28 protein-coding genes and 2 pseudogenes are annotated in these 23,715 nt (G+C 71.0%); 14 read left to right on the top strand and 16 right to left on the bottom strand.

Annotation, left to right across the window (positions count from 1 at the left end; genetic code table 11):
• Positions 1 to 85: 85 nt before the first annotated feature.
• Positions 86 to 1,384, bottom strand: coding sequence for an MFS transporter (locus FDM97_RS15510; RefSeq protein WP_217510235.1), 1,299 nt, complete (start codon positions 1,382 to 1,384; stop codon positions 86 to 88).
• A gap of 138 nt (positions 1,385 to 1,522) precedes the next feature.
• On the bottom strand, positions 1,523 to 1,660 hold the full coding sequence (locus FDM97_RS35805) for a hypothetical protein (RefSeq protein ID WP_175439131.1): 138 nt from the start codon (positions 1,658 to 1,660) through the stop codon (positions 1,523 to 1,525).
• A gap of 174 nt (positions 1,661 to 1,834) precedes the next feature.
• Between FDM97_RS35805 and FDM97_RS15505 the strand changes: the two genes are divergently transcribed.
• Positions 1,835 to 2,149 carry a hypothetical protein gene (locus tag FDM97_RS15505; protein WP_137990991.1) on the top strand — a complete coding sequence of 105 codons (315 nt, stop codon included), beginning with the start codon at positions 1,835 to 1,837 and terminating at the stop codon, positions 2,147 to 2,149.
• Between the two features lie 124 nt (positions 2,150 to 2,273).
• Entirely contained in the window at positions 2,274 to 3,266 is a 993-nt protein-coding gene (locus tag FDM97_RS15500) for a zinc-binding alcohol dehydrogenase family protein (RefSeq protein ID WP_175439130.1), read from the top strand.
• 67 nt (positions 3,267 to 3,333) lie between these two features.
• Here the strand turns inward: FDM97_RS15500 and FDM97_RS15495 are convergent, their stop codons facing one another.
• Positions 3,334 to 3,654 (bottom strand): hypothetical protein, encoded by a 321-nt coding sequence (locus FDM97_RS15495; protein ID WP_254705608.1) that lies wholly within the window; start codon positions 3,652 to 3,654, stop codon positions 3,334 to 3,336.
• A gap of 233 nt (positions 3,655 to 3,887) precedes the next feature.
• Between FDM97_RS15495 and FDM97_RS15490 the strand changes: the two genes are divergently transcribed.
• The gene (locus tag FDM97_RS15490) at positions 3,888 to 5,300 is read left to right on the top strand and encodes an RtcB family protein (protein ID WP_137990990.1); all 1,413 of its coding nucleotides are present in this window, start codon (positions 3,888 to 3,890) and stop codon (positions 5,298 to 5,300) included.
• Positions 5,301 to 5,391: 91 nt separating this feature from the next.
• Here FDM97_RS15490 and FDM97_RS15485 read toward each other — a convergent pair whose 3' ends face one another.
• Positions 5,392 to 5,847: an archease gene (locus FDM97_RS15485; protein ID WP_137990989.1), complete on the bottom strand. Its 456-nt coding sequence runs from the start codon at positions 5,845 to 5,847 to the stop codon at positions 5,392 to 5,394.
• Positions 5,848 to 5,964: 117 nt separating this feature from the next.
• Here FDM97_RS15485 and FDM97_RS15480 point away from each other — a divergent pair, with 117 nt between their 5' ends.
• Positions 5,965 to 7,095: a site-2 protease family protein gene (locus tag FDM97_RS15480; protein WP_137990988.1), complete on the top strand. Its 1,131-nt coding sequence runs from the start codon at positions 5,965 to 5,967 to the stop codon at positions 7,093 to 7,095.
• A gap of 323 nt (positions 7,096 to 7,418) precedes the next feature.
• Here FDM97_RS15480 and FDM97_RS15475 read toward each other — a convergent pair whose 3' ends face one another.
• The 5 genes and pseudogenes from FDM97_RS15475 to FDM97_RS36400 all read right to left on the bottom strand — a co-directional run.
• On the bottom strand, positions 7,419 to 8,003 hold the full coding sequence (locus FDM97_RS15475) for a hypothetical protein (protein ID WP_137990987.1): 585 nt from the start codon (positions 8,001 to 8,003) through the stop codon (positions 7,419 to 7,421).
• 134 nt (positions 8,004 to 8,137) lie between these two features.
• Positions 8,138 to 8,647: a DUF3291 domain-containing protein gene (locus FDM97_RS15470; protein WP_137990986.1), complete on the bottom strand. Its 510-nt coding sequence runs from the start codon at positions 8,645 to 8,647 to the stop codon at positions 8,138 to 8,140.
• Positions 8,648 to 8,679: 32 nt separating this feature from the next.
• Positions 8,680 to 9,372, bottom strand: a complete 693-nt coding sequence (locus FDM97_RS15465) for a helix-turn-helix transcriptional regulator (protein WP_137990985.1) — start codon at positions 9,370 to 9,372, stop codon at positions 8,680 to 8,682.
• Positions 9,373 to 9,463: 91 nt separating this feature from the next.
• Positions 9,464 to 9,922: an MmyB family transcriptional regulator gene (locus FDM97_RS15460; protein ID WP_254705607.1), complete on the bottom strand. Its 459-nt coding sequence runs from the start codon at positions 9,920 to 9,922 to the stop codon at positions 9,464 to 9,466.
• A 160-nt stretch (positions 9,923 to 10,082) separates the two neighbouring features.
• Positions 10,083 to 10,136: pseudogene (locus FDM97_RS36400) on the bottom strand (hypothetical protein); the annotation flags it as partial.
• A 47-nt stretch (positions 10,137 to 10,183) separates the two neighbouring features.
• Here FDM97_RS36400 and FDM97_RS15455 point away from each other — a divergent pair.
• Positions 10,184 to 10,962 (top strand): annotated as a pseudogene (locus FDM97_RS15455) (zinc-binding dehydrogenase); the annotation flags it as partial.
• Positions 10,963 to 11,049: 87 nt separating this feature from the next.
• Here FDM97_RS15455 and FDM97_RS15450 read toward each other — a convergent pair.
• The 3 genes from FDM97_RS15450 to FDM97_RS15440 all read right to left on the bottom strand — a co-directional run bounded on the left by FDM97_RS15450 (position 11,050) and on the right by FDM97_RS15440 (position 12,369).
• Complete coding sequence (locus tag FDM97_RS15450; RefSeq protein ID WP_137990984.1) at positions 11,050 to 11,397, bottom strand: hypothetical protein; 348 nt, start codon at positions 11,395 to 11,397, stop codon at positions 11,050 to 11,052.
• A gap of 208 nt (positions 11,398 to 11,605) precedes the next feature.
• Positions 11,606 to 12,160 carry a Clp protease N-terminal domain-containing protein gene (locus FDM97_RS15445; protein ID WP_137990983.1) on the bottom strand — a complete coding sequence of 185 codons (555 nt, stop codon included), beginning with the start codon at positions 12,158 to 12,160 and terminating at the stop codon, positions 11,606 to 11,608.
• Positions 12,160 to 12,369, bottom strand: coding sequence for a helix-turn-helix domain-containing protein (locus tag FDM97_RS15440; protein WP_030315760.1), 210 nt, complete (start codon positions 12,367 to 12,369; stop codon positions 12,160 to 12,162). The genes FDM97_RS15445 and FDM97_RS15440 overlap by 1 nt, the downstream gene beginning before the upstream one ends.
• Positions 12,370 to 12,563: 194 nt before the next feature.
• Here FDM97_RS15440 and FDM97_RS36835 point away from each other — a divergent pair, with 194 nt between their 5' ends.
• The 3 genes from FDM97_RS36835 to FDM97_RS15425 all read left to right on the top strand — a co-directional run bounded on the left by FDM97_RS36835 (position 12,564) and on the right by FDM97_RS15425 (position 14,220).
• On the top strand, positions 12,564 to 12,896 hold the full coding sequence (locus FDM97_RS36835) for a hypothetical protein (protein WP_284440318.1): 333 nt from the start codon (positions 12,564 to 12,566) through the stop codon (positions 12,894 to 12,896).
• Positions 12,893 to 13,654: a hypothetical protein gene (locus FDM97_RS15430; RefSeq protein WP_254705606.1), complete on the top strand. Its 762-nt coding sequence runs from the start codon at positions 12,893 to 12,895 to the stop codon at positions 13,652 to 13,654. Before FDM97_RS36835 ends, FDM97_RS15430 begins: the two co-directional genes overlap by 4 nt.
• Before the next feature lie 125 nt (positions 13,655 to 13,779).
• On the top strand, positions 13,780 to 14,220 hold the full coding sequence (locus FDM97_RS15425) for a VOC family protein (RefSeq protein ID WP_137990982.1): 441 nt from the start codon (positions 13,780 to 13,782) through the stop codon (positions 14,218 to 14,220).
• Between the two features lie 57 nt (positions 14,221 to 14,277).
• Here the strand turns inward: FDM97_RS15425 and FDM97_RS15420 are convergent, their stop codons facing one another.
• The 3 genes from FDM97_RS15420 to FDM97_RS15410 form a co-directional block, all read right to left on the bottom strand.
• A complete protein-coding gene (locus FDM97_RS15420; RefSeq protein ID WP_137990981.1) occupies positions 14,278 to 15,651 on the bottom strand; it encodes a Fic family protein in 1,374 nt (457 codons plus the stop codon).
• Between the two features lie 165 nt (positions 15,652 to 15,816).
• Positions 15,817 to 16,200, bottom strand: a complete 384-nt coding sequence (locus FDM97_RS15415) for a VOC family protein (RefSeq protein WP_137990980.1) — start codon at positions 16,198 to 16,200, stop codon at positions 15,817 to 15,819.
• Positions 16,201 to 16,471: 271 nt separating this feature from the next.
• Positions 16,472 to 17,164, bottom strand: coding sequence for a DUF4232 domain-containing protein (locus FDM97_RS15410; RefSeq protein ID WP_254705605.1), 693 nt, complete (start codon positions 17,162 to 17,164; stop codon positions 16,472 to 16,474).
• A 276-nt stretch (positions 17,165 to 17,440) separates the two neighbouring features.
• Between FDM97_RS15410 and FDM97_RS15405 the strand changes: the two genes are divergently transcribed.
• The 3 genes from FDM97_RS15405 to FDM97_RS15395 all read left to right on the top strand — a co-directional run bounded on the left by FDM97_RS15405 (position 17,441) and on the right by FDM97_RS15395 (position 21,175).
• Positions 17,441 to 17,773, top strand: a complete 333-nt coding sequence (locus FDM97_RS15405) for a trypco2 family protein (protein ID WP_254705604.1) — start codon at positions 17,441 to 17,443, stop codon at positions 17,771 to 17,773.
• Positions 17,774 to 17,799: 26 nt separating this feature from the next.
• Positions 17,800 to 20,001, top strand: coding sequence for a S1 family peptidase (locus FDM97_RS15400; RefSeq protein WP_175439129.1), 2,202 nt, complete (start codon positions 17,800 to 17,802; stop codon positions 19,999 to 20,001).
• Between the two features lie 130 nt (positions 20,002 to 20,131).
• Positions 20,132 to 21,175: a family 43 glycosylhydrolase gene (locus FDM97_RS15395; protein ID WP_137990978.1), complete on the top strand. Its 1,044-nt coding sequence runs from the start codon at positions 20,132 to 20,134 to the stop codon at positions 21,173 to 21,175.
• 5 nt (positions 21,176 to 21,180) lie between these two features.
• Here the strand turns inward: FDM97_RS15395 and FDM97_RS15390 are convergent, their stop codons facing one another.
• The gene (locus FDM97_RS15390; protein ID WP_137990977.1) at positions 21,181 to 22,074 is read right to left on the bottom strand and encodes a helix-turn-helix domain-containing protein; all 894 of its coding nucleotides are present in this window, start codon (positions 22,072 to 22,074) and stop codon (positions 21,181 to 21,183) included.
• A 355-nt stretch (positions 22,075 to 22,429) separates the two neighbouring features.
• Here FDM97_RS15390 and FDM97_RS15385 point away from each other — a divergent pair, with 355 nt between their 5' ends.
• From FDM97_RS15385 to FDM97_RS15375, 3 genes are read left to right on the top strand one after another with little or no spacing between them, the layout of a single operon-like run.
• Complete coding sequence (locus FDM97_RS15385) at positions 22,430 to 22,765, top strand: hypothetical protein (protein WP_137990976.1); 336 nt, start codon at positions 22,430 to 22,432, stop codon at positions 22,763 to 22,765.
• 52 nt (positions 22,766 to 22,817) lie between these two features.
• On the top strand, positions 22,818 to 23,156 hold the full coding sequence (locus FDM97_RS15380) for a hypothetical protein (protein WP_137990975.1): 339 nt from the start codon (positions 22,818 to 22,820) through the stop codon (positions 23,154 to 23,156).
• A 52-nt stretch (positions 23,157 to 23,208) separates the two neighbouring features.
• Positions 23,209 to 23,589 (top strand): hypothetical protein, encoded by a 381-nt coding sequence (locus FDM97_RS15375; RefSeq protein WP_137990974.1) that lies wholly within the window; start codon positions 23,209 to 23,211, stop codon positions 23,587 to 23,589.
• The last annotated feature ends 126 nt before the right edge of the window (positions 23,590 to 23,715 follow it).

The raw sequence follows: 23,715 nt of genomic DNA, 5'->3' as shown, positions 1-23,715 counted from the left end.
GGAGGTCAATGCGCACCGAGGTGGGCGTGCGCCGAGGTGGGCGTGCGCCGAGGTGGGCGTGCGCCGAGGTGGGCGTGCGCCGACGTCATCGCACACGGCGGATCGGCTTCACGCACAGGGCGCCGGCCACGGCGCAGCCGGTCGCGAGCAGGAACAGCCCACGGAAGCCGAGGCCGGGCACGATGACCACGGCGATGACCGGCGCCACGATCTGGGGTGCGGTGTTGGCGATGTTGAGGATGCCCATGTCCTTCGCGGCATGGGCCTGACTGGGCAGCACCTCGGCGATCAGGGCCTGGTCGACCGCGAGATACGCGCCGAAGCCGAAGCCGCCGACCGCAAGAAAGGCGTGGAAGGCCCACAGCGAAGGAGTCAGCGCCAGGGGAAGCGCGGCGGCGCCCATCAGCAGCGAGGACGCGGCGACGAAGACCTTCCGCCTGCCGAGCCGGTCGGAGAGGGGACCGGCAAGGGCGATCGCCGCGCCGGACGCCACGGCCATCACGACGCCGCCGGTGGCGATGGCCTTCGCCGCGTCGGACGTGCCGAGCCCCAGGTAGTCGGTGAGTGTGTAGAGCTGGTACATGAGGACGAGGAACAGGCTCAGCATTCCGAGGAAGCGCCCGACCAGCGCCCACGCGAAGTCGGCGTCGCGCGGCGGGAGGAGGTTCCTGAGGAGCGCGGCGAGCGCGAGCGGTTCCCTGGGCTCGTGCCTGTTGGAGCGGTCCGGGAGTAGGAAGAACACCAGCAGGGCTCCCGCCGCCAAGAGCCACGGTATCCAGCGCAGCCCCTCGGCCGGCACGGCGAGGAACAGCCCCGCGACGATGCCCGCGACACTCTGCGCCACGAGCTGGCCCGCGCCGACACACGAGGACGCCTTGCCCAGATCCGCGGCGCTCACCCGGTCGGGGAGGATCGCGATGAGCGGCCCCAGGAACGCGTTCAACGCGATCTGGAAGACCATCCACAGCGCCACCAGCGTGGCGAAGTCCCGCACGAGGGACATGGCACTGAGCGAAGCGGCCGCGGCGAGCCCGCCGCCCACGATCCAGGGGTTGCGCCGGCCGTAACGCGACCGGGTCCGGTCCGAGAGCACACCGAACGCGACGTTGGCGAGCGTGGCCCCGACCGCGCCCACGGTGCTCAGCGTGGCGTACAGGGCGAGCTTCGCCTCCGCGTCGATCCGCGTGAGCAGAGCCTGGATCAGCGTCGCGCCCGCGGCGGCGGGCAGCAGCCAGCCGAAGTGCGCCAGGAACATCACGGGCCCGACACGGCCCAGACGCGGCGAGGGGTGAGTCGTCTCCGTTCGGACCTCGACGGACGACGACGAGGACGCCGAGGGCAGGGACGGGGACGGGGACGCGGACGGCATGGACACATCGGACATCGCCAGCTCCTCACGGTGTGCTCCCGCCGCATGCGGGACAGGCGATGCGGACACCACCCTTCCGCTTCACCGTAAGGCCAAAAACTTAGCGCGTCTAGGTTTTAGCGCTCCGCTCGTCTCTGTCGGTCCCGTCTGCCGTCAGCTCGGATCCGGGCCCCCGCCCTCGTACGTCCTGGTCCAGGAAGCGCCGCACCGGCAGTCGTACTCCTCGATCAGTTCGCCGTTCTCCGACACCGCGATGCCTCGACGGACGCGGACGTGTACATGCTGACTCATGGGGCACCACGGTTCGTCACGGGCAGCCCCTCGGGCCGCGCTCTCCGGGAGCATAGGTCGCTGAACATGGCATATGCCACCATCTGACCATGCGTGACCGGTGAGGTCACGGCTCGCCGCGCTCCCCGCGGCGCTTCCCCGGGTTCGCTCCGTCGTTGCTTCTACGCTCGGCGCATGACCGAGAACGAGATCCAGCTCAAGGCCATCGCCGCGCTCACGGCCCTGCGCGGTGGCGTCGGGGCGGACTACGTCTCCGACCTGCTCGACGAGGTCATCCCGACGCAGTTCCTCGTCCCCGACACCGGGGATCCGGCGGAGATCGGTCAGGCCGTCCTGAACCAGCTCTCCGAACCGCTGAGCGCCCTGATCGACGGCTTCGTGCTGGCCTTCGAGACGGTCGCGGACGTGTACGACCGGACAGAACCCGAGACGCCGACCGACGCCATCCTGCAGGCGCTCGCACTGGACATCGCCCGCGACTCCGACTGACCCGCACCCCCACCCCGACCCCCACCCCCTGCTACGTGCCTCAGGCCGTACCGGCCGGCCGCGGGGTGTCCGGACGGTGGGGACCGGGCAGTCGCCGGACGTGGATGCCGCGGTTCCCTCGACGATGCGTGGGTGGACGGCCACGGCCGCCGACCCGGGCGGACTCACGTGCGTCGAGCTGCCCGTACCGGTGCCGGCGGCGGACGAGCTACTCGTCGAAGTGCACACGTGCGGGGTGTGCCGGACCGATCTGCACGTACGGGACGGAGACCTGCCGCCGCACCGGAAGCAGGTGGTCCCGGGGCACGAGGCGGTCGGCACCGCCGTGGCGACCGGAGAGGCGGTCACCGGACCGGCGGTCGGCACCCGGGTGGGAATCCCGTGGCTGCGCAGGACGTGCGGGGTCTGCCGGTACTGCGCCGGCGGCAGGGAGAACCTGTGCCCGTCCAGCGTCTACACCGGCTGGGACGCGGACGGGGGCTACGCGCAGTACGCGACGGTGCCCGCGGCGTACGCCTATGAGCTGCCGTCCGGATACAGCGACGAGGAACTCGCCCCGCTGCTCTGCGCCGGCATCATCGGCTTCCGCGCCCTGCGCCGTACGCACCTTCCCGAGGGCGGCCGTCTGGGGATCTACGGGTTCGGCGCGTCCGCCCACCTCACCGCGCAGGTCGCCCTCGCCCAAGGCGCGGTCGTCCACGTCTTCACCCGGTCCCCCGCGGCCCGCGACCTCGCGCTCGAGCTCGGAGCCACCTCCGCGAACCCGCCCGACGCGCCACCGCCGGATCCGCTGGACGCGGCGATCGTCTTCGCCCCGGCAGGCGCCCTCGTCCCGGTGGCCCTGGAGGCGCTGGACAGCGGCGGGACACTCACCATCGCCGGAATCCACCTCTCCGACATCCCGCCGCTGAACTACCAGCGGCACCTCTTCCGCGAGCGAACACTCCGCAGCGTCACCGCCAACACCCGCCAGGACGGACGCGCACTCCTCGCGACCGCCGCCCGGCACCCGCTGCGGGCCACCCTGACGGTGTACGACTTCGACCACGCGGACCGGGCTCTCGACGACCTGGCCGCCGGCCGGATCAACGGGGCCGGGGTGCTCCGCGTCGTATGACCCCCATATCCACCGAGCAGCCTCGGGGCACGCCCACGCCCACGCCTACGCCCACGGCCACGGCAGGTCATCGACCCCGCCGCGCCCCCGTCTCCAGTCGCTCCGCCTCCACGCCAGGGGACTCGTGAAGCGTCCAGCTGGGAGCTCCGGGGCCTGTCGCGGACAGCGGGATGCCCAGGCTCTGGCACATCCGGCGCGCCCGGGCGAGCGCGCTCAGGGACGCCGGCGAGGGAGTCGGGGTGGCGAGTTCGACCAGCACGCGGCTCGGGCGATGGGCGGAGACGAGGGCCTCGATCTCCAGCGCCGCCGCGGCACGGGTGGTGACATCGAGGTCGCGGAGGAGTTTCACACGGAGCACGTCGCTCTCGATGGTGTGGCTGATGAGCACGATCTACCTCCCGACCAGCATTGAAGAAGCCCGAGGTGTGCTGCTCAGGGCAGATGAACGAGTGTGACGGAGGGCCGCGCTTCCGGCCAGTCGACGCGCAGCGGGCCGGTCGTGATCGGGCGGATTTCCTGCGGCGAGCAGGAGCCGTGCCCTTCGCCGCGGTCCGCCTCGCGCTTCGGCGGCGGGGACCGGGGAAACGGCGGACCCTGGAAGCAAGGACCCTGGAGGCTGCCATGGAGCTCGTGGAGGAGCGCCCGTACCGCTGGCGCATCGATCAGCAGCGCGACATGCGGGTGCCGGGGATCGTCTTCGCCTCACGCGGACTGCTGCGGGACGCCGAGAAGTCGTTGGAGCAGGTCGCCAACGTGGCGACGCTGCCGGGCATCGTGACGGCCTCGTACGCGATGCCGGACGTGCACTGGGGCTACGGCTTCCCCATCGGCGGGGTGGCCGCGACCGACGTCGAGGAGGGTGGGGTGGTCTCACCCGGCGGTGTCGGGTTCGACATCTCCTGCGGTGTACGGCTGCTGGCCGCCGACTGCGACCGGCAGGATCTCGCGCCGGTGCTGTCCGCGGTGATGGACGGACTGGGCTGGGACACCCCGCGCGGCGCCGGACGCGGCGCGGTCTGGCAGCTGGGCAGCACCGCTCAGCTCGAGCGGGTACTGGAGGGGGGATCCCGGTACGCGGTCGAGAAGGGCCATGGAGAGCCGCGCGACCTGAGCCGCTGCGAGGACAACGGGGCGGTACCCGAGGCGGACGTGACGCAGGTGAGCGAGCGGGCGATGGAGCGGGGTCTCGGGCAGGTCGGCAGCCTGGGCGGGGGCAACCATTTCCTGGAGGTGCAGCAGGTCGCCGAGGTCTACGACGAGCCGGTCGCCGCCGCCTTCGGACTCGCCCTCGGCCAGATCTGCGTGATGATCCACTGCGGCTCGCGCGGACTGGGGCACCAGGTCTGCACGGACCATGTCCGGGCGATGAACCTGGCCATGCCGCGGCACGGCATAACAGTTCCCGACAAGCAGCTCGCCTGCGCCCCGGTCGACTCGCCGGAAGGGCGCGCGTATCTCGGCGCGATGGGCGCCGCGGCCAATTACGGGCGCGCCAACCGTCAGCTTCTTTCCGAGGCGGCGCGCCGTGTCTTCCGCCGTGAGCTGGGGGCCCGTCTTTCGCTGGTCTACGACGTGTCGCACAACCTGGCCAAGATCGAGACGCATCTCGTACGGGGGAAGCCGCGCACCTTGTGCGTCCACCGCAAGGGCGCCACCAGGGCGCTGCCGCCCGGCCACTCCGATCTGCCGGACGACCTGCGCGGTTCCGGGCAGCCGGTGCTCATTCCCGGCACCATGGGCACCGCCTCGTACGTCCTGACGGGCGTCCCCGACGGCGACGCGTTCTCCTCCACCTGCCACGGGGCCGGCCGGGTCCTGAGCCGGCACGCGGCCGTCCGCGCGGTGCGCGGCCGGGAGCTGCGGTCGCGCCTGGAGGCGCAGGGGATCGCGGTACGCGGTGCGTCGTTGCAGGGCCTGGCCGAGGAGGCCCCGGAGGCGTACAAGGACGTCTCCGCCGTGGTGGAGGCGAGCGAGGGCGCGGGGCTGTGCCGCAAGGTGGCCCGGCTGGTCCCACTGGGCGTGGTGAAGGGGTAGAGGTGCGGGGGTCGGCCCGTCAGTGGAGGTGCGGGGTCGGTCAGTAGGGGTGCGGGGTCGGCCCGTCAGTGGACGTGCGGGTACGACCCCGTCACACGTCGACCGTCACCGCGCAGGACCAGCCGTACGGACCCGGGCCGAGGTGCAGATCGCTCCACGACACGGCCTTGGGCGTGGCGCCGATGATCCGTACCGCCGCCACGTCGGTCACCGCCAGCCGTACGTCGAGTCCCCCGTCCGTCGTCTCCGCCTCCACGTCCACCGGCACCTCGCCGTGTACCTCCAGCCGGTAGATGACCTCGTCCAGAGACGCGATCAGCAGATCGTCGTCGTCGGCCTCGGCCAGCTCCACCTGCCGCACCGCGGTCGGCCGCACGCCGGAGACGTCGGCGAAGCACCCCACCATCCCGAGCACGGCCTCCGCCAGACACTGCTCCCGACTCGCCCCCCACGCCTCGATCCGCACGTCGGCCGTGTGCGGGACCGTCCGGTGACCGCTCTCCCTCTGCGTGTCCCCCCGCCTGTCCCCCTGTGTGTCGTCGGCCATGTCTCCATCATGTGCCCGATCCGTGCCCCGGGCCCGGGCGCGCCGAGCAACACTTTGAGTAGGCGGACGGCCTCGGCTCGGGCGGAGGACCGACCGCTCCAGCCCTGGGAGACGGAGATGAACGGCTCGGTACGGATCGGACGAGTTCTCGGCGTGCCGCTGCGCATCCACTGGACCGTGCCCCTGCTCGTGGTCCTCTTCGGGTACAGCCTGGGCAGCCAGACGCTCCCCGCCTGGGTTCCGGACCAGTCGAACGCCACGTACACGGTCGCCGGCCTGGTGGGGGCCCTGCTGCTCATCGGGAGCCTGCTGGCTCATGAGGCGGCGCACGCGATCATCGCCCGGAGGAAGGACATCCCTGTCGAGGACGTCACGCTCTGGGCGCTGGGCGGGATGACCCAGATGGGCAAGCCGCGTACGGCGGGAGCGGCCTTCCTGGTGGCCGTCGGCGGGCCGCTCACCAGTCTTGTCGTCGGCGGAGCGGCGCTCGGTGCGGGCATCGGGCTGAACGCGCTGTTCGGCTGGGCGATACCGGCCGCGGTGCTGGTGTGGCTGGCGTGGGTGAACTTCTTGCTGGGTGTGTTCAATCTGCTGCCCGCCGCGCCGCTCGACGGAGGGCGTGTGGTGCAGTCGGTGATCTGGTGGCGCACCGGGAACCGGGAGCGGGCCGAACGGGCGGCCGCCCGCAGTGGGCAGGTACTCGGATTCCTGATGATCGCCGGCGGCTGGGTCTACACCCTGCGCGGCGCCTTGGGCGGTCTGTGGCTGATGGTCATCGGGTTCTTCGTCCTGATCGTCGCCAACGCGGAGCGACGGCAGGCCGGCATGGCCGTGGCCCTGCACGGGGTGCGAGCGGCCGACGCCATGTCGAGCCCCGTGGAGACCTGCCCCGACTGGCTCACCGTGGAACGCTGCGTCGACGACGTGGCGATGCGGGCCCGCCATTCCACCCTGGCCCTGATCGACTTCGGGGGCCGCCCCAGCGGCCTGGTCGACCTGTCGCGGTTCGCGAGGATCCCCGCCGCGCAGCGCAAGGAGCTGCGTGTACGTGACATGGCGACGCCACTGTCGCAGTGCACCACCTGCGCGCCGGACGACCTCTTGGAGGAGGTCCTCGAAAAGGCCCGGCCGAGCAGGAGCGGCGTACAGATCCTCGTCACCGAAGGCGGGCTCCTGGTGGGCATCATCACCGCACGCGACGTCGCCCGGCTCGTCCGACGCCACTCACTCCGCGGTACGGACACCTGATCACTTCGCCGGGGGGCGCTGACGCCGGTGGCAGCGGGACCTCGTCCGCCAACTCGCCGAACGCCGACGGACATTCACAGCCGACATCCGCGGCGTCCGCGGCGTCCGCGGCGTCCGCGGTACGACCCAACGCGCCAACGCCCTGCGTACCGCACCCAGATCGCCCGCGGGCCATCTGTTGCGCGGTACGGGGGCCCGCCGCGCATGACCAGCTCGTACTGCGGGCCGATCACGACCAGGTCCGGCTCGGCGCACTCGATCCGGGGTTCGTCGACGATCGGCAGCGAGGCGTCCCGGCGACGTCGGTTCTCACCGGACCGTTCTCATTCCAGGCACTCGAAGATCTCGTCCCAGAACGCGGATTCGCTCACGTACACGTCCTGGCCGATCATGCGCTCACGCAGGTCGGCGACGGCGGCCGCGCGTACGGCGTCGTCGTCCGATTCCAGGGCGTCGCTCGCCTCGGCGATCAGCCCGAGGAGCACGGCGAGCAGGGGGAGGGAATCGGCGGCCAGTCCCTTCCAACCGTCGCCGTGGTCCCACCCGTTGGGGTCGTAGTGGGTGATGCCTCCGTCCGCCGCGTCGAGCATCAGGTGCTGGTCGCCCCAGACGGCGACGGTGAAGCAGAAGTTCTTGGGCGGGGAGTCGTCGTCGGGATAGCGATTCCCGTAGATCTCGTCGGCATCGAACGGTTCCAGCCCGTCCTCGTCCCGTACGTGCCTCGTGTCGATCCCCACGACGTCGAGGTGGACGGCGGGAAAGCCGACCGTGAGCAGGAACTCCCTCGACCGGGCATCGGTCAACTCAGCAGGCAGACCGGCCTCGTCCGGTCGCCAGAGCGAGCCTTCGCCCAGCCGTTCCTCCAGCCACACCGCGTCCGGTATCCGTGGCGTGTCGGTGCTTTTCACTGCGTGGCCCCCATGAGTCCCGCGTCCTTCGAGCATTGCCGAGCCCCAGTCAATCGCATGCTCGCGTTCTGACAACGGGTCTTCTCGACCACCGCGACCGGCCGGCGGCCGACCCTCCGCCAAACGTCCCTGCTTCAGACCGCTGGCGGGGCGGCCTGAAGGTGCTGGGTGGCCTCGGCGGCGGTGAAGGAGGAGGCGAAGGTGAACGCGCGCGGGGACGGCCCCTGCGCCCGCAGGTCCGCCAGGCGCTCCAGGGCCTCGCCGACGGACGGGAGGTGCCCGGCGGGGACCCACCAGAGCACCAGGTGCGCCTCGACGTGCCGTTCGAACCACTCGCGCCGCCGCCGCATCACCTCCAGGTGCCCGCTGCGGTAGGCGAAGTCCCACAGGGCCTCCTGGGTCTCCCACACCGACAGGTTGACGATGACGTCCTCACCCGCCGGGCGCAGGCCTGTGGCGTCGGCCGCCCCCTCCTCCACGAGCCGCCACACGAAGCCGGGTGCGCCGTCGGCGGCGGCGTTGACCGGATCGAGCATCTCGACGAACGGCGCCACGCGCGGGTCGTCGAAGGGATGCCGGAGCGTGGCGACGTTGAGCTGGGCGAGGTGGGCGGCAGGCGCGGATGCGGATGCGGATGCGGTCATGGCCTCATCCCAGCACGGCCCGCATTTCTATGTCAATCGACATTGTTTTTAGAAGTCTCGACCACCACGCAGCACTCCCCCGGCCGGGCGTCCATGCGAGCGCGGACGGGGCCGTCCGTGCCCAGCAACCCCTCCAGCAGCGCGAGATTCATGCCGCAGACGAGCGGCGGGAAGCGTTCGGCGACGGCGTGGAAGGGGCAGTTGCGCATCCGGACGACGTGCGCGGCCGCCCCGGTCGCCCCCTCGTCGACGCCCTCGACGTCTTCCAGGTGCGGTTCGTAGCCGCGGGCGGCCAGCATCTCCACGGCCTCTTCAAGGTCCCCACAGGGCGTCGCCGAACCACGTAGGGCCTCACCCCGGCGGCGCGCGGCCGCGCAGAGCCCGGCGTCGAGCCCGGCCTGCTCGGCGGCCTCGGCGAGCAGCTCGGCGGCGGTGCGGTAGTCGCGGGCGGGCAGTGACACCGACCGCTCGGCCCGCGCCCGCGTGTACACCTTGGCGGGACGGCCCGCCCCCGGCCCCGAGCGGCCGGTGAGGCGACGGCTGCCGCTCTCCAACAGTCCGGCCTCGGTCAGCCTGTCCAGATGGTGCGCGGCGAGCGTACGCGCCACCCCGGCCGCCTCGGCGGCCTCATTACGGCCGACCTCGCGGCCCTGGGCCGCCACGTACTCGTACAGGCGGCGGCGCACCGGATCCTGCAACACCGCGATCGCGTCGATGTCCTTCATCTGCCCATTCTAGGAACAACGCAGGTTGGAGATAGAAAGCCACAGCCCGTCCGCGCCCAGCGTCTGACGGCCTACGCCGGCGGCCCCGGCGTCACCGGGACGAGTCATGGGTGTGGATGGTCAGGGAGTGGGCCTCATGGGAGGAGAGGGGAAGGTCCAGCGGCTGATAGGTGAGTTCCAAGGGGCCGACGTCGGGGTGATGAAAGCGCTTGACGCCGCCGTGGTGGATGCGGACGTCGTGGGCGGCCCATCGGGCTCGGAACTCGGTGCTCACGGTGGACAGCTCTCCGATGAGCTGGCGTAGTGCCTTGTCGTCCGGATAGCGCCCGGCTTCGGCGCGGAGCAGGGCGGCGGCGCTCACGGCGCTGTCCCAGTCGGCGGCGAAGTGATGCGCGCCCGGGTCGAGGAAGTAGTACCGGGCGAGGTCGGGACGGCCGCGTTCGTCCACGGTCCGACTGTCGTACATGGGCGCGAAGAGAGCGCGGGCGAGTGCGTTGGTGGCCACGATGTCCAGGCGGCCGTTGGTGACGAAGGCCGCGGACAGCGTCATGGAGTCGAGCAGCCACTGGACGCGCGGGCGGGACGTCGACGGCCTTACGGCGGCGAGGTGTGCGGCCGGGCGGCTGCGCGGCCCTGGCCAGGTCGAAGAGGTAGGTGCGTTCGTCGTCGTCGAGGCGCAGCGCGCGGGCGACCACGCCGAGGACATCTTCGGATACGCCGCTGATGTGGCCCTTCTCCCGCCGCGTGTACCACTCGATGCTCACACCCGCGAGGACCGCGACTTCCTCGCGCCGCAGCCCTGGGACCCGGCGGGTCGCTCGTCATCTCAAACAACACCTGCGAGATCTGCCGCGCGGGCTACCAGTCCGGTTGCGTGCACAGGGAATTCGTGGCGCAGACGGTCGGCACCCAGGCGGAGAAGGCCCGCATCCCGCACGCGGACGGCACCCTGGTGGCCACGCCGGGGCAGCCGGGCCCGGAGCTGATCCCGTCGCTGCTGGCCGCCTCCGACGTGCTCGGCACCGGCTGGTACGGGGCCGTCGCAGCCCAGGCGGGCCCCGGCGAGACGGTCGCGGTCGTCGGCGACGGCGCGGTCGGCCTGATGGCCGTCCTGGCCGCCAAGCAGCTGGGCGCGGAGCGGATCATCGCGATGTCCCGCCATCCCGAGCGCCAGGAGCCGGCCCGGTTCTACGGCGCGACCGACATCGTCGAGGAGCGCGGTGACGCGGGCGTGGCGAAGATCAAGGAACTCACGGACGGCCTCGGGGCCCACTCGGTGATCGAGGCCGTGGGAACCCAGGAGTCGACGATGCAGGCGATCGGCGCCACCCGTCCGGGCGGGCACCTGGGCTGCGTCGGCGCCAACCACGACGTGGCCATCCCCGGCATGGATCTGTTCCTCGCCGGCATCCACATGAGGGCGGCCCCGCCCCCTTGCGCCGGTTCCTGCCCGACCTGATCCAGCTCATCTGGGGCCGCGAGATCGACCCCGGCAAGGTCTTCGACCTCACCCTGCTCTTGGACCAGGCTCCGGAGGGCTACAAGGCCATGGACGAGCGACGCGCCACCACGGTACTTCTCACCCTGTGACCGTACGCACTCCCTGTCCGCCCTGCGTTCACGCCATAGGCCGTCCCGTCGCGGCCGGCACGACGGTTGAAGGTGGCGCCGCCGCGGTCAGCCCTTCACCAGGGCCCTGGCACGCTCCACGAGCAGGGGCATCAGCCGCTCGCGCCATGTGTCGAGGTGGACCATGCCGCTGGACATGCCACCGTGTGCGTACTGCTCGCGGTAGACGGCCGAAGACTCGGCCTCGTCGAGGTCGAGACCCACGACTTCGCCGAACGACGCCCGCAGCAGGGCGGTGACTTCATCGACCGACGGCGGGACGGCCGTACTGGACAGGCGGTCGCGCACGGCCCACCACACATAGGGGTCGCCGCGCATGCCCCATGTGCCCGGCTCGGGATCAAAGAGGACGGCCATGGTCACGACCGCTGTGTCATCAGGTGCTTCGTGTGCCACGGGGACAGTCTCTCAGAGCCGCGTCGCCGGCTCTCCGGGGAGGTACGCGAATTGGCGGCATACTCACAGGTCTTGACGTCGTACCAGACGCCGCTGTGGTGCGGCCGCAACAATCAGCGAGGCGAGATGGCGCCAGGCGGCGCCGCACCGAGCTGGAGCGTGTGGAGGGCCGGTACGGCGGCAGTGCTCCCCTGGCCGGAACCTAGCGTCAGGGGGCCGTCGGGCTGGAGACCGCGGTGTCGACGGAGGCGTACGTCACGCCGTGGTCGGCCAGGGCCTCCGCGACGACCCCGCCGCTGGTGGTGAGCGCCAGGAGGATGTGCTCGTCGCCTATCTCTCGGTCCTTGCGGGCCACGGCCACCCGGAGGGACTTCTCCAAGACGGTCTTGGCCTCCCTCGAGAAGGACCGACGGCCCGACCACCACCCGGAATCCTTGCGGTCGCCCGCCAACGCGCCCGCGCCGTGGGTCTCCTCGACCCGCGCCACGATCGCACCGACGTCGATGCCGAGGTCAGCCAGGGCCTCCGCGTCCGCCCGGGACAGCCCCGCCCGACGCCGGGCGTCGCCCAGGGCGGCCACCAGGGACGGGCGGCGTTCCGGCGGGCACAGCTCGCGCAGCGCAGCCGCCGCCCGGGTGCCCTCCTGGTCGAGCAGGGCCAGCAGCAGATGCTCACGGGTGACGACCGTCGCGCCGCCACGCTCCGCGTGCTCGACCGCCCCCTTCACCACCGAACGTGCGGCTTTCGTGAACCGTTCGAACATCACTGCCTCCCGTACTTCTTGTGGACGGCCTGTCGGCTGACTCCCAGTTCGGTCGCGATCTCCTGCCACGACCACCCCTGGTTGCGCGCGCTGCGCACCTGGACGGCTTCCAGCTGTTCGAGCAGTCGCCGCAGGGCGGAGACGGCCCGGAGTCCGACCCGTGGGTCGCGGTCGCCCGCCCGCGCGGCGAGATCGGTCGCATCGGTCATGCTGTCAACTTACGTTGACGCCTTCGCTGCGTCAACCTTGATTGACAAGTGACTCCCATCCAACCGGCGCACCCCCGCCATCCCCCGTTCACGGGGCCGCACGCCTTGCCGGCAGCCGTGCACCCCAGCCGAGATGCTCGGGCGAAGACTCGGGGACTACCGGCACGGACGTCGCCCCCGACGCCGAGGGGGGCTTGCACAGCAACTTCGGGCCGAGCGGCCGACGTCTCCACGACGGCCGGACGCGGTGGCTCGCGCTGATCCGCCCCGAGTACGTGGGCATCGACCCGGTCGACCGGGCCATCTACGAGCCAGAGCAGGTCGCCCAGTGCGACCTGCGGCTCCGTGAGACGAAGGTGCCGGTCGGGGCCGCCCCGCTACAGCGACAGGTCACCGACCGGGATCGCAAGGGCACCACGATGCGGATCCGCACCGCGCACTTCCCGCAGGTCAAAACGCTGACCGAGCGCATCATCCGGGTGGAAGCCGACGCCGTATTCGCTCTTCTGACTAGTCTGCGGGCATGACGGAGCACCCCGGGTTCGGCGCGATGTTGGCGTGGTTGCTGGACCACAGAGGGCTCATCGCACAGGAATTGGCCGACCGCGCTGGGGCGACCGCGGAGGAGGTCCGGGCGGTGCTCGCGGGGAAGAGCCCCAGCGAGGTGTTGCTCCGACGGCTTGCGCCTGCGCTGGGTTTCCACGCTGTCGATCTGTTCATCCTCGCGGGGTGGGCGGTCCCGGACGACCTGGCGCCATTGGACGCCGCGGCCGCGAAGTGGGCGGCGAGCATGGTGACGGATACGGTGCGCCTCCCCGAAGCGGGACGCTGTGAACTTCTCCGGCTGATCCGCTCACTGCCGCAGGAGGAACGGCGTTCCAGCTTCGCCCCGAAGCCGCTCGTGCCCCTCGCCCGTGGCCCGGGCGCTTGGGTCATCCGCATGCTCCAGTACCGCAACCTGAACTGGATGGGCATGGCGAGGGCGCTTGCCTTCGTGACGCCCACGTACCTTTCGGCGAGCACCTACGGCCTGATCGGCTCCGGTCGCAAGGAGCTGACCCCGCGCTTGGTGACGGACTTCGCCGCCCTGCTGGGGATCACCGCCGGCGAACTGGCCGCGCTGACAGGCGTTTTCCTGCGTGAGGTTCCACCCACTCCGTCCCCGGAGGCCATGGACGCCGCCGTGCTGCTGTGGGAGGCGCGACGGCTGTCCGCCGACCAGGCACGGCACGTCTCCGAGCTGGCACGCTCGCTGCGCGGGGACCTGCGGTGCCATCGTCCGTAGCGGTACGACTGGCGCGTGACGGGCACCGCTGCGTCAAGAGGTCATTGACGAAGGTGTAGCAGAGGATGTCAAGACGAGGGGCGGATGCGGCCACTGTGGTCGTACCACAGCAAAGGAGACCCGGCATGACGATCCAGCGCATGGACAACGTCCTCATCGTTGTCGACGACCTTGACGCCGCCATTTCGTTCTTCGTCGAACTCGGCATGGAGCTGGAGGGCAAGATGCCGATCGAGGGAGGTTGGGTGGAGCGCGTCATCGGGCTCGACGACGTCCGAGAGGACATCGCCATGCTGCGGACGCCGGACGGCCACGGCCGCATCGAGCTGGCGAAGTTCCACACGCCGAAGGCGATCAGCGCCGAGCCGAAGGACGCGCCGACGAACACGCTGGGTATCCGTCGCATCATGTTCGCCGTCGACGACATCGAGGACGTCGTCGCCCGCCTGCGCACCCACGGCGCCGAACTCGTCGGCGAGCTGGCCCAGTACGAGGACAGCTATCGGCTCTGCTACGTCCGCGGCCCCGAGGGCATCATCGTCGGGCTGGCCGAGCAGCTCGGCTGAAGGCCGCCGAAGGGACCGCCGGCTCACATGGACACGACCTCCCGCGTGCCGATCCGATCACGAGCTGGGAGAGGCGGTGCGGCGCCGTGTCTCAGCGAGGTGGAGGTCGATGGAGCCGGTGAGCCTCAGCGCGTCCTGGGGATCGCCGGCCCGGAAAGTGATGCGGCGGAGCAGACCCACGTCGTCGAGCGTGACGCCTTCGCGGGCGAGGACGAAGAGGAGGACGAGGAAGGCGGAGCGGGCGTTGCCGTCGTCGAACGGGTGGAAGAAACACACGTCGAGGTAGGCGCGTGCTGCGCGGGCGGTCAGAGGGAGCGGTGCGTCGTGGTCCTTCGCGCTCTCGGCCAGGCAGGCGTCGAGGTGGGCCTGGGTGTCCGGGGCGATGCCGGAACGCTCGCGGCCGCCCTTCGCGAAGGCGGGCAGGGTGCGGAACGCGGGCGGGCGCGGTGTGTCCAGGACGTGCTGCTGCCATGCCTGGAGCAATGCGAAGTCGAGCCGGGCGCCGCGTACCGCCTCGGCCCGGACGTGTTCGAGCGCGGCAAGCAGACCCTCGGCGCGGGCGGGGTCAAGAGCGCCGTCGAAGGCGCGGATGTCCTCGGCCGCGCCGTCACGCGCCGGCGTCACCGGTCCTTCCCCTCCGCGGAAGGGGGCCTCGTGCCAAGCCACGGTCCCGCGCACGGCGAGCCACCGTTCCAGGTGGTCGACGGGCGGCTGGGCGACCGACCGCGGTCGGTCGCCCGGCGGCAGCGCCTGCGCGAGGCGCTCGGCGACATCGTCGATCAGCACGATGTCAGGGCTGGTCCAGCTGTGGAACCGCCCGCCGACCGCCTCGGCGACCAGCCCCTGCGCGATGTCCGGGGCGACTCCCCAGCGGCTGAGGAACCAGGTGAGCACCTGCCGGCAATGTGCGTACCACCCGCTGCCGCAGCCGGTGCGGTCGACGACCTGCTGGATCAGGTTCCGGGTGGCGCGCTCCCACAGGATCCGCTGGCCCTCGATGCCGAGCGGATCCAGCGGGTACGCCTCGAACCGCCCGGCGAGGCTCTCCAGCCACGCCCGCCACTCGCACAGCGCCGCGACAACCCGGTCGAGCGTCTCTTCCGGGGTGGTGATCGAGTCCCGCGGGCAGCACCAGCTGCCGACGGGCCCGCCGTCGAAGTCGCCTTCGTCGTGCGCCCAGCGCCAGCCCACAACCCAGCGGCCGTAGCGCTCCATCAGCGCGTACGACATGGCATCCGCCCAAAGCTTGCCCTCGTGCCGGCTCCAGGCACTCATCGCCGGGTCGCCGAGAGGAACGTCGGGGCGGTTCGGTACCCGCAGGGCCGGGCCGAGCGAGCGCACCACGCGCGCTGCGGCCGCGCCGTCGAAGGGATGGCGGGCGGGATCGACCTCGTCCCACGTCAGGAGGCGAGGCCACAGCTCACTTGTCACCACGCAAGCCTGCCACGCGCCCCGTGTGCCCGGGCATAGCGATGACGACGGGCGTCGAAGGCCTCGGACCAGCGGCTGACGAGCGGTCAGCCGCCGCGGAGGCCCTCGTCGTCAAGGCCGACGGCCTCGCAACGGCCGAGCGGCACGGCGGCAGGACGCAGGTGGTCAGAGGGGCTGGATCCGGGCGTGCAGGAGGCAGAATTCGTTGCCTTCCGGGTCGGCCAGGACGTGCCAGTTCTCGGCGCCGGTCTGGCCGACGTCGACGGGCTTGGCGCCGAGAGCGAGCAGCCGCTCCAGCTCGGCGTCCTGGTCGCGGTCGGTGGCATTGACGTCGATGTGCAGTCGGAGCTTCCCGGTCCGCGGTTCGCTGCTGGGGCTGATGACGAGGGTGGGCTGCGGGCCGCCGAAGCCGACGTCGGGCGGCCCGATCTCGATGCTTCCGTCGTCGTCCCGGTCGAGTTCTACGTAGCCGAGGACCTCGCTCCAGAAGACGGCGAGCCGGTCGGGGTCGGCGGCGTCGATGACGAGCTCACTGATGCGGCATGCCATGCCGGCGAGTGTACGTAGAAGGCGACCCGAGAGTCGAGAAGCCTGGTGCGGTTGGGGGAGGGCGACCAGGTGCTGCGCCCGGGGCGAGCCCTCCCCCGGAAGGGAGTTCGGGCCCGACCCGTCCGTCCCGCTCGACATCTGTGGGCCGCACCGTCCCAGCCCCGGCCCGCGCGGCCCATTCGCTCAAGGAGCCGAACGCCGACCGGACCGGGGCATCGGCTTCGCGGTTCGCCTTCGTCACCGGGGCACGTCGTGTCCCGGTCGAGGTCCGTCACTTCGACATGATGAAGTCCAGGGCGAAGCCCGAGGCAGTCGTCCAGTAGGTGACAAGCTGACCGTCGTCCGCGTACAGCGTGTTCACAGGCATGGGAACGTCCATCGGCTTGCTCGCCCTGCTGCCGGGCTTGCTGCCCTGGAGCCTGAGGGTGATGCTCTTCGCCTCGTACTCATCCCTGGCGCCACCGCTGACAAGCAGAGCGGCGTGGGCCTCCTTACCCGGAGCGAGGGTGACGGGCGTTCCCGGGTCCGGGTTGCTGTCCTTGATCACGGGGACCGTGGTCTGGGCGTCGGCACCGAGCTGTACGAGAGGGTAGTGGTAGAGGTTGCACTTCTCGGCGCCCGCGTTCTGGACTGTGATGAGGAGGTGCCGGGCCTCTTTGCTGTCCGCCGGTTCCTTCACGGCGGAGACCGCGAGGTCGTCTGCGGTGCAGGCGGCGATGGTGCTGCTGCCGCCGTTCCCGCCGGTGTTGCCCGAAGTGCCGCCCGGCTTCGGCGAAGCCGTCTCGCCCGGCTTCGCCGAGTTCGTCGCGCTCGGCCGGTCCGAGGGCTTGGTCTCGTCCGAACCGCCGGACGTGCCCGGCTCACACGCCGTGGACGCGAGCAGCGCGGCGACCACCGCAGCCCCGACGACGTAGGTCTTCCAGCCCCTGGGGCTCTTGCGGTACTGGCAGGCAGGAGTGTTCATGGTGTCCCCCGTGGTCGGCCGTGCGTGGCCGCTCTCGACGTTCCCTTGCAGGTGGAGTCTCACCGGGAATCGACCTCAACACGCTTGCCGTGCAGGTCTGTTACCGACGAGGCACAGGGAAGGGGCGGTTCCGTCGACATCCGTGAGGGCCCTCGTCGTCACCTTCGCCTCGATCCGACTCCGACTCCGACTCCGACTCCGAGGCTGGACCGATGACCCTTGCTTTACTCTGAGTCGGCACAATTTCGATACGAACGACCGTACGAGGGGGATGTGTTGGGGTCCGGAGAGATGGAGCTCGCCGAGGCGGTGCAGGCGCTGCGTGACGAGTTGATGAGTGCCGCCGCTCAGGGTGCCGGAAGCGACGTCAGCTTCAAGGTGGGACCGATCGCGCTGGAGTTCACCGTCGAGCTGCGGAAGGACGCCCGTGCGCGGGGCGGCATACGCGCGTTCGTCGTCTCCGGGGAGACCGACGCCGGCGTGAGCCGGACGCGCACGCACCGCGTGTCGCTCACTCTCGAGCCCGTCCAGTCCAACGGAGAGCCGGTGCTCATCGCCGCCGACGACGAGGGTGACGTGTCCGGTCTCGCCGGTGCCGACACGTTGTGAGCGGCACCTTACGCACCGGCCGACCGGTGGACCCTGTCCACGACCGCGTCGCCGCCGTGCAGATCACCGGCAGCAGGGGCAGCGGCTATCTGCTGACCCCGCGACTGCTCCTCACGGCGGCCCACGTCGTCAAGGACGAGCCCGAAGCGCGGGTGACGGTGGTGGGCGGTACCGGCAGCCACAGCGCCCGGGTGGCGTGGAGGGGAGAGGGGGTGTGCGATGCCGCCCTGCTCGTCTCCACCCAGGACCTCGTCCAGCCGGAGACCGCCGCACGGTTGTCCCCGGTGCGCTGGGCGAGGCTGACGGACGACTCCCCCCTCGGCGGCTGCCAGGCCATGGGCTTCCCCCGTGCCCAGCACGACAGGACACGCGGCGTGGACCTCGAGCACATCGAGTGCGCGCTGCGCCCCGGCTCAGGCATCGTCCGCAACAGGTACGTCCTGGACGTCAAGGACGTCTCGCCGGAGCTGGCGAGCGGCAACTCACCATGGGAGGGCATGTCAGGGGCTGCGCTCTTCGCCGAGGGGCTGCTGCTGGGAGTGGTGGCGGAGGCCCCTCGTAACTGGCGGCACCAGCGGCTGGAAGCGGTCAAGGCCAGGACGCTGCTCGACGACGCGTCCTTCGTCGACGTCTTCACCCGCCATGCCGGGACCGCGCCGTCCGTCACCGAACTGTCGTCGGCGACGCGGACGAGGAAGCCGCTCGTCCTGGCCGGTGCGCTGCACTCGGCGCCGTCGGGTCTGGCGGCGACCATCCGCGCGCACTGGGCCACCGCGCGGCAGCAGTTCTTCGACCGCATGGGCACACCGTCCGAGCCCACCGTCGGCCGACGCGACCTGCTGGCGTGGCTGCAGCAGTTTGACGACCCCCTCACCGAGGATGTCGAAGGCCGGCGCAACCTGATCGACCGCTGGCTGACGAACCCGGACGTGACGCCCGATCTGAAGGTCCTGCGCCTGCTGGGCTGGCTCGACCCGGACGGGGAGGCGGTCTGGAAGGGCACTCGTATGACCGCGGAGTCGCTGGCCACGGCGTGCTTGAAAGGCCGCCTGGACACCGACGGTCCGGCGGCGACGATCTACCGGGACCTCTGCGCGGGCGGGTTGCTGGATGCCCTGGCCGCCTTCACCGAACTGCGCGGCCTGCGCGGGAGGCAGGAGGCGTGGGACGACGCCTGGGAGACCTGGCGACAGGTGGCGGGATCGGTCGACCTTCCGGACCAGGCTCGTAGGTGGGCCGACGGCGACGCGCGCGGCATGCTGCTGGCTGCTCTCCTGCCCGATCCCCCTGCCGAGGAAGCGATCCGCACCGCCTTCGGGCGCCTGACGCCGCCCGCCGCCGGGAGTGTCGGATGGTACGACCGCTTGTGCGAGCAGGGCGGCGATCCCGACTCCCCCATCGGACGGCTCGTACGCACCGACTTCGCCGCGTACGCCACGGTCGATGCGGAGCGGCTGGCGCAGAAGGCGGTCGACGACGCGCAGCAGCGAGCCGAACTGACGGCACGTACGGAGGAAGCCCGCGCGCTTGCGGCATCCTTCGCCGAACATGAGCGTCAGTGGGCCGCCTACGAGGCCGCTCGGCGCACACCCGCCGCCCGGTGTGGGGCCGCTGTCCGTGTGACGCTGTGGATGGGGGCCTGGGGTGTGGCGATGGTCCCGGCAGCCTGGCTCGTGTGGGGCTGGACCTTGCCGGCCATGGCCGGAACGATCTCCTGGCACCTGCCCTGGCTCGCCCTGTCGGCGTACGTTGCCCGGCTGCCGAAAGCCGTACGGCTTGCTGCGGCCTATCAACCTCCCCTCCTGCGCCCGCGCGAGTGGCTCCCGGCCGACCTCGCGAGCGTCCGAGGAGGTCTGCCGAAGGCGGGCTTCGTGTTCGGTGCGGTCCTGGTCGCCGGGGTGCTGCTGCACGACGTCGGCCAGATCCTGACGACTGTCTTCTTCATGTGCCTGTACGTCGCGGTGTACCGGTACGCCGACCACGGCTACCACGGCGCAGCGCCGTCTCCTCTCCGCGACTGGGACGACGAGCATCAGGCACGGCTGCTGGCTCATGCGACCGTGCAGAAGCAGGCCGAGGCCTCCCGTGAGGCCAGGCGCTTCTCCTCGTTGTCGCCGCGAGAGCGGGCAGATGCCTACCAGGCCTTCGTCAAGGGCGTCGCCGACGGCAATGTCGACATCGCCAGATACAGCCGACGGCTGCGCTCCACCGATCGCGACGCCGGCTAGGGCAGGCCGACCGCCAGACCACCAGGCCACCAGGCCACCAGGCCACCAGGCCACCAGGCCACCAGGATGATCACTCGCTGAGACGAGAACCCCCGGTAGCGGAACCCGCAGGCAGTCAGGTCGTTGGTTGATGTGGTGCGCCGACGGCGACGGCTTCACCATGCACTACACCGCCCGGGACAGGGAGAGCGGAATGCAGTGCATCGGCGTCGCCCTGGCGCCCTCCGCCGACGGTCCGTTCGAACCGGTCGGGGACCGGCCGCTGGTCTGCCCGGCCGACGAGGGAGGGGCGATCGGCGCCTCCAGCTACACCGAGGACGACCGGCGCTACATGCTCTGGAAGAACGACGGCAACTGCTGTTCGCGCCAGACCTGGATCCACCTGCAGCCGACGTCCTGGGACGGCACCCGCGTCACGGGAGAGCCGGTACGGCTGATCACGCGGGACCGCGACTGGGAGGGCGGTCTCGTCGAGGCACCCACGCTCGTCAAGCGCGGCGGCCACTATGTGCTGTTCTATTCGGCCGGCGCGTACGACGGGGAGCAGTACAAGACCGGTTACGCGGTCGCGGACCAGCTGACCGGCCCGTACACCAAGGCCGCCGCGCCGCTGATGACGACCGACACCGTCTCGCGCACGGTCGTAGGACCCGGGGGTCAGGACGTGGTCACCGGACCGGACGGCCGGGACCACATCGTCTTCCACGGCTGGAGCCCCCACGGTCCCCGGCGGGTGATGTACCGCGCCGACCTCGGCTTCGCGAACGGCTACCCGGTGGTGCGCGGCAGCAAGGTGCGCTACCAGGCGGAGCACGCACGCGTGAACCACGCGATCGTCCGCGACGCCGTCCGCGCCCAGGACGGCCGTGCGGTCGGTCACATCGACCACCCGGACAGCTTCGTGGAGTTCACGGTCTTCGCCGCTTCCGCCGGCCGCCACACCCTGTCCGTACGGTTCGGCAACGGCTCCCTGGACCAGGCGGGAGCCCCCTCGGCGGCCTCGCACGCCCTCTCGGTCAACGGCCGGGGCGCGGGTGTCGTCCACTACCCGCACACCGGCTGGGGCCACTGGGACACCGTCGATGTCTCCATAACGCTGAACGAGGGCTGGAACACCGTCCGGCTGTCCAAAGGGGATCTCTACGCGGAGCTGGACAGCGTGGAAGTGGCCTGACCGCGTCAGCCCCACTTCTGACGGTTCGTACGGGTGCACGGCAGCGCTCGCAGCCCTGCGGTGGCGCTGTCGTCCAGACACGCTCCGGTGGCCCTGCTCCTGAGCTCCACCGAGTCGTCGGGCCAGGCGGTGACCGACCACTTCTGCGTGGTGGAAGGGTCGCAGTCCACGGACCGCAGCCCCTTCTCGCCGTGGTCCAGGCATGCTCCGGTGGCGTGGTTCCTCACCCGGCGCGTGCCGTCCGGGAGCTTGTGGACGGTCCACCGCTGGTAGCTCATCCCGTTGCACGCGTACGCGCGCAGCTTCTTGTCGAGGCTGTGGTCCAGGCAGGCGCCGGTCGCGCGGTTGACGAAGATCCTCGCCGTGTCGGACGATCCCGGTCCGCTCTCCGCGGCTGTCCCGTCGCTCACCACCTCGGCACCCCGTGCGGGGCCGACCGGAGCATCGGGTGAAGGCAGCACGAACCAGGTGACGAGGGAGCCCAGCACCGCCCCGATCACGCCCCCGGCCATGGCGGAGATCCAGCGGCCCCGCGACCCCGGACGGGCGATGCGGTGCCACGGCCGGAGGCCGGACGGCCGGTTGGCCGAGTCACCGGTGGCGGCGGCCGGCTGAGGCTGGGACTGAGGCTGAGGCTGAGGCTGGGACTGGTTCCGCTCCGCGGCCTCCCACAGCGCCCGGTACGCCGCCGGATCTGCGCCCAGCGCGCGGCACAGGTCCAGGACCGTGCCCCAGGGCGGAACGGTGCTCCCTCGGAAGTACCGCGACAGTGACGAATCGCTGATCGGCATCCGGGATTCCAGGTCGCGCAGGGTACATCCGGAGCGCTGCTGCATTGCCCGCAGCGCGGTGCCCAGTCTGCGGGCGGCATCGTCGTCAGGCGCGTCGCCTGCGGCCATGTCGGCGTCCTTCTGTCGGGGCCGTGGCTGCTGCTTCAGCCGGCTGTCCCTCGTCCCGGGACAAGCATGTCCCAGCAGGTCAGAACCTTAGGGATCCCGACATCGCGGAAGCAACCGGGACAAGCTTGCGAAGGCTGACGCACCGCCACAAACTCTGAATCCCCGGCTCGCCGGTGCGGTCGCCGGACGGCCGGCGCAGGCAGCATCCGAAAGCCGCGAACCGACCGCGAACCGACCGTGGCCCGCCTGTCGGCCCCTGGGAACACCACCCGACCCGCAGCCGGGACCGTCACCGCTCGCCACCCCATGGGGTGATGAGCGGGCCTCGTCCAGTCGACGACTCCAAGGAGAAACCATGCGTTCCAAACTGAGGGCCCTCGCCGTGGTGGCCCTGCTGTTCACCGGCACCGCTCTGCAGGCCGCTCCGGCCGAAGCGTCGGTGATGCGCCCGCCCGGAAGCGGCGAGTCATGCACGTACTCGGTGAGTGGCGACGGCATGACCGGCACGGGCATCTGCAAAAACATCGGCGACCACACCATCGAGGTCAAATTCACCATCGTCTGCGGGTGGTCGCCCGACCTGGTCAGCGCTTGGTTGGCCATCGCGCCAGGGGAGAGCGACGGAGGCCGTGGCACGTGCGACGGCGGCACCGGCGTCGGCAGCATCGTGGCGGACATCCGTGACCTGTGAACCACGCGCACCGCACCGCATCCATCCGCTCCACCGCAAGGAGAAGAAGACCATGCGAACCCGACGGAGGGCTCTCGCCCTGTGGGCCGTACTGTCCCTGGCCACGGTCACGCAGCTCTCGCCGGCCGAAGCGTCGGTGATGCGCCCGCCCGGAGGCGGCGAAGCGTGCACGTACTCGGTGGGCTCGTCAGGGTACGAGGCGACGGCGGTCTGTAAGAACAACAACAACCACCCCATCGAGTTCCGGGCCGTCATCGTCTGCGGCCTGAGCTGGGACACGACCGGCGGGTGGGTCACGGTCCCACCGGGAAAGCGCAGGAGCTCCAGCGGTCTGTGCGATGCGTTCGGCACGGGCGTCGGCAGCGTTTCCGTGGACGTCCGGGACCTCTGAGCGCGCCTACGACAAGCCATGGGATTCAGGATTCAGGATCGGGAGAGGGAACATGAAGAAGTCGTTGCACCGAATCGCCCTGGCCGGCGCCGTCGTGGCGCAGGCCGTGCTGCTGGCACTGGCCGCGCCCGCGCCGGCCGGGGCGGAGACGGCCGCCGGAGGGCCGGCCCGGCAGCCCGCCGCCAGGGCGGGCACCCACGTCACGGTCAAGGCCGGCTGGGAACTGGCGCGGATCAGGGAGTACGCCCGAGGTGACTCGGCGATCGTCGGGGAGATCAAGCCCGGAGAGTCATGGCCGTGCTCCACAGGCGGGTGCGGATCCGTAAAGGGAGGTCACGTCACCGCCTGTGCCACCTCCAGCGACCAATGGCACGCCATCAAGTACTACGGCTACGTCAGGTACGTATCCGTCACCTGCGGCACCGCCATCTGACCGGCACACGCACCACCCACAAGGGTCCCGGGCCTCGTCCCGGGACCCACCCTCACGTGAGGAAACGAAGAGGAGAACACATGGCAGCCAGGTCCGGACGGAACGACTCCCGGTCGAAGGGGTCGG

The sequence above is a fragment of the Streptomyces vilmorinianum genome (genome assembly GCF_005517195.1).
Classification (GTDB): Bacteria; Actinomycetota; Actinomycetes; order Streptomycetales; family Streptomycetaceae; genus Streptomyces; species Streptomyces vilmorinianum.
The sequence above is the reverse complement of the archived record's forward strand: the minus strand, read 5'-3'. Positions and strand labels throughout refer to the sequence as shown.

Coding starts and splice junctions, on each gene's coding strand:
- FDM97_RS15510 (WP_217510235.1), bottom strand. CDS start 1,384: ATGTCCGATGTGTCCATGCCGTCCGCGTCCCCGTCCCCGTCCCTGCCC.
- FDM97_RS35805 (WP_175439131.1), bottom strand. CDS start 1,660: ATGAGTCAGCATGTACACGTCCGCGTCCGTCGAGGCATCGCGGTGTCG.
- FDM97_RS15505 (WP_137990991.1), top strand. CDS start 1,835: ATGACCGAGAACGAGATCCAGCTCAAGGCCATCGCCGCGCTCACGGCC.
- FDM97_RS15500 (WP_175439130.1), top strand. CDS start 2,274: ATGCGTGGGTGGACGGCCACGGCCGCCGACCCGGGCGGACTCACGTGC.
- FDM97_RS15490 (WP_137990990.1), top strand. CDS start 3,888: ATGGAGCTCGTGGAGGAGCGCCCGTACCGCTGGCGCATCGATCAGCAG.
- FDM97_RS15485 (WP_137990989.1), bottom strand. CDS start 5,847: ATGGCCGACGACACACAGGGGGACAGGCGGGGGGACACGCAGAGGGAG.
- FDM97_RS15480 (WP_137990988.1), top strand. CDS start 5,965: ATGAACGGCTCGGTACGGATCGGACGAGTTCTCGGCGTGCCGCTGCGC.
- FDM97_RS15470 (WP_137990986.1), bottom strand. CDS start 8,647: ATGACCGCATCCGCATCCGCATCCGCGCCTGCCGCCCACCTCGCCCAG.
- FDM97_RS15465 (WP_137990985.1), bottom strand. CDS start 9,372: ATGAAGGACATCGACGCGATCGCGGTGTTGCAGGATCCGGTGCGCCGC.
- FDM97_RS15460 (WP_254705607.1), bottom strand. CDS start 9,922: ATGACGCTGTCCGCGGCCTTCGTCACCAACGGCCGCCTGGACATCGTG.
- FDM97_RS15445 (WP_137990983.1), bottom strand. CDS start 12,160: ATGTTCGAACGGTTCACGAAAGCCGCACGTTCGGTGGTGAAGGGGGCG.
- FDM97_RS15440 (WP_030315760.1), bottom strand. CDS start 12,369: ATGACCGATGCGACCGATCTCGCCGCGCGGGCGGGCGACCGCGACCCA.
- FDM97_RS15430 (WP_254705606.1), top strand. CDS start 12,893: ATGACGGAGCACCCCGGGTTCGGCGCGATGTTGGCGTGGTTGCTGGAC.
- FDM97_RS15425 (WP_137990982.1), top strand. CDS start 13,780: ATGACGATCCAGCGCATGGACAACGTCCTCATCGTTGTCGACGACCTT.
- FDM97_RS15415 (WP_137990980.1), bottom strand. CDS start 16,200: ATGGCATGCCGCATCAGTGAGCTCGTCATCGACGCCGCCGACCCCGAC.
- FDM97_RS15410 (WP_254705605.1), bottom strand. CDS start 17,164: ATGAACACTCCTGCCTGCCAGTACCGCAAGAGCCCCAGGGGCTGGAAG.
- FDM97_RS15395 (WP_137990978.1), top strand. CDS start 20,132: ATGTGGTGCGCCGACGGCGACGGCTTCACCATGCACTACACCGCCCGG.
- FDM97_RS15390 (WP_137990977.1), bottom strand. CDS start 22,074: ATGGCCGCAGGCGACGCGCCTGACGACGATGCCGCCCGCAGACTGGGC.
- FDM97_RS15385 (WP_137990976.1), top strand. CDS start 22,430: ATGCGTTCCAAACTGAGGGCCCTCGCCGTGGTGGCCCTGCTGTTCACC.
- FDM97_RS15380 (WP_137990975.1), top strand. CDS start 22,818: ATGCGAACCCGACGGAGGGCTCTCGCCCTGTGGGCCGTACTGTCCCTG.
- FDM97_RS15375 (WP_137990974.1), top strand. CDS start 23,209: ATGAAGAAGTCGTTGCACCGAATCGCCCTGGCCGGCGCCGTCGTGGCG.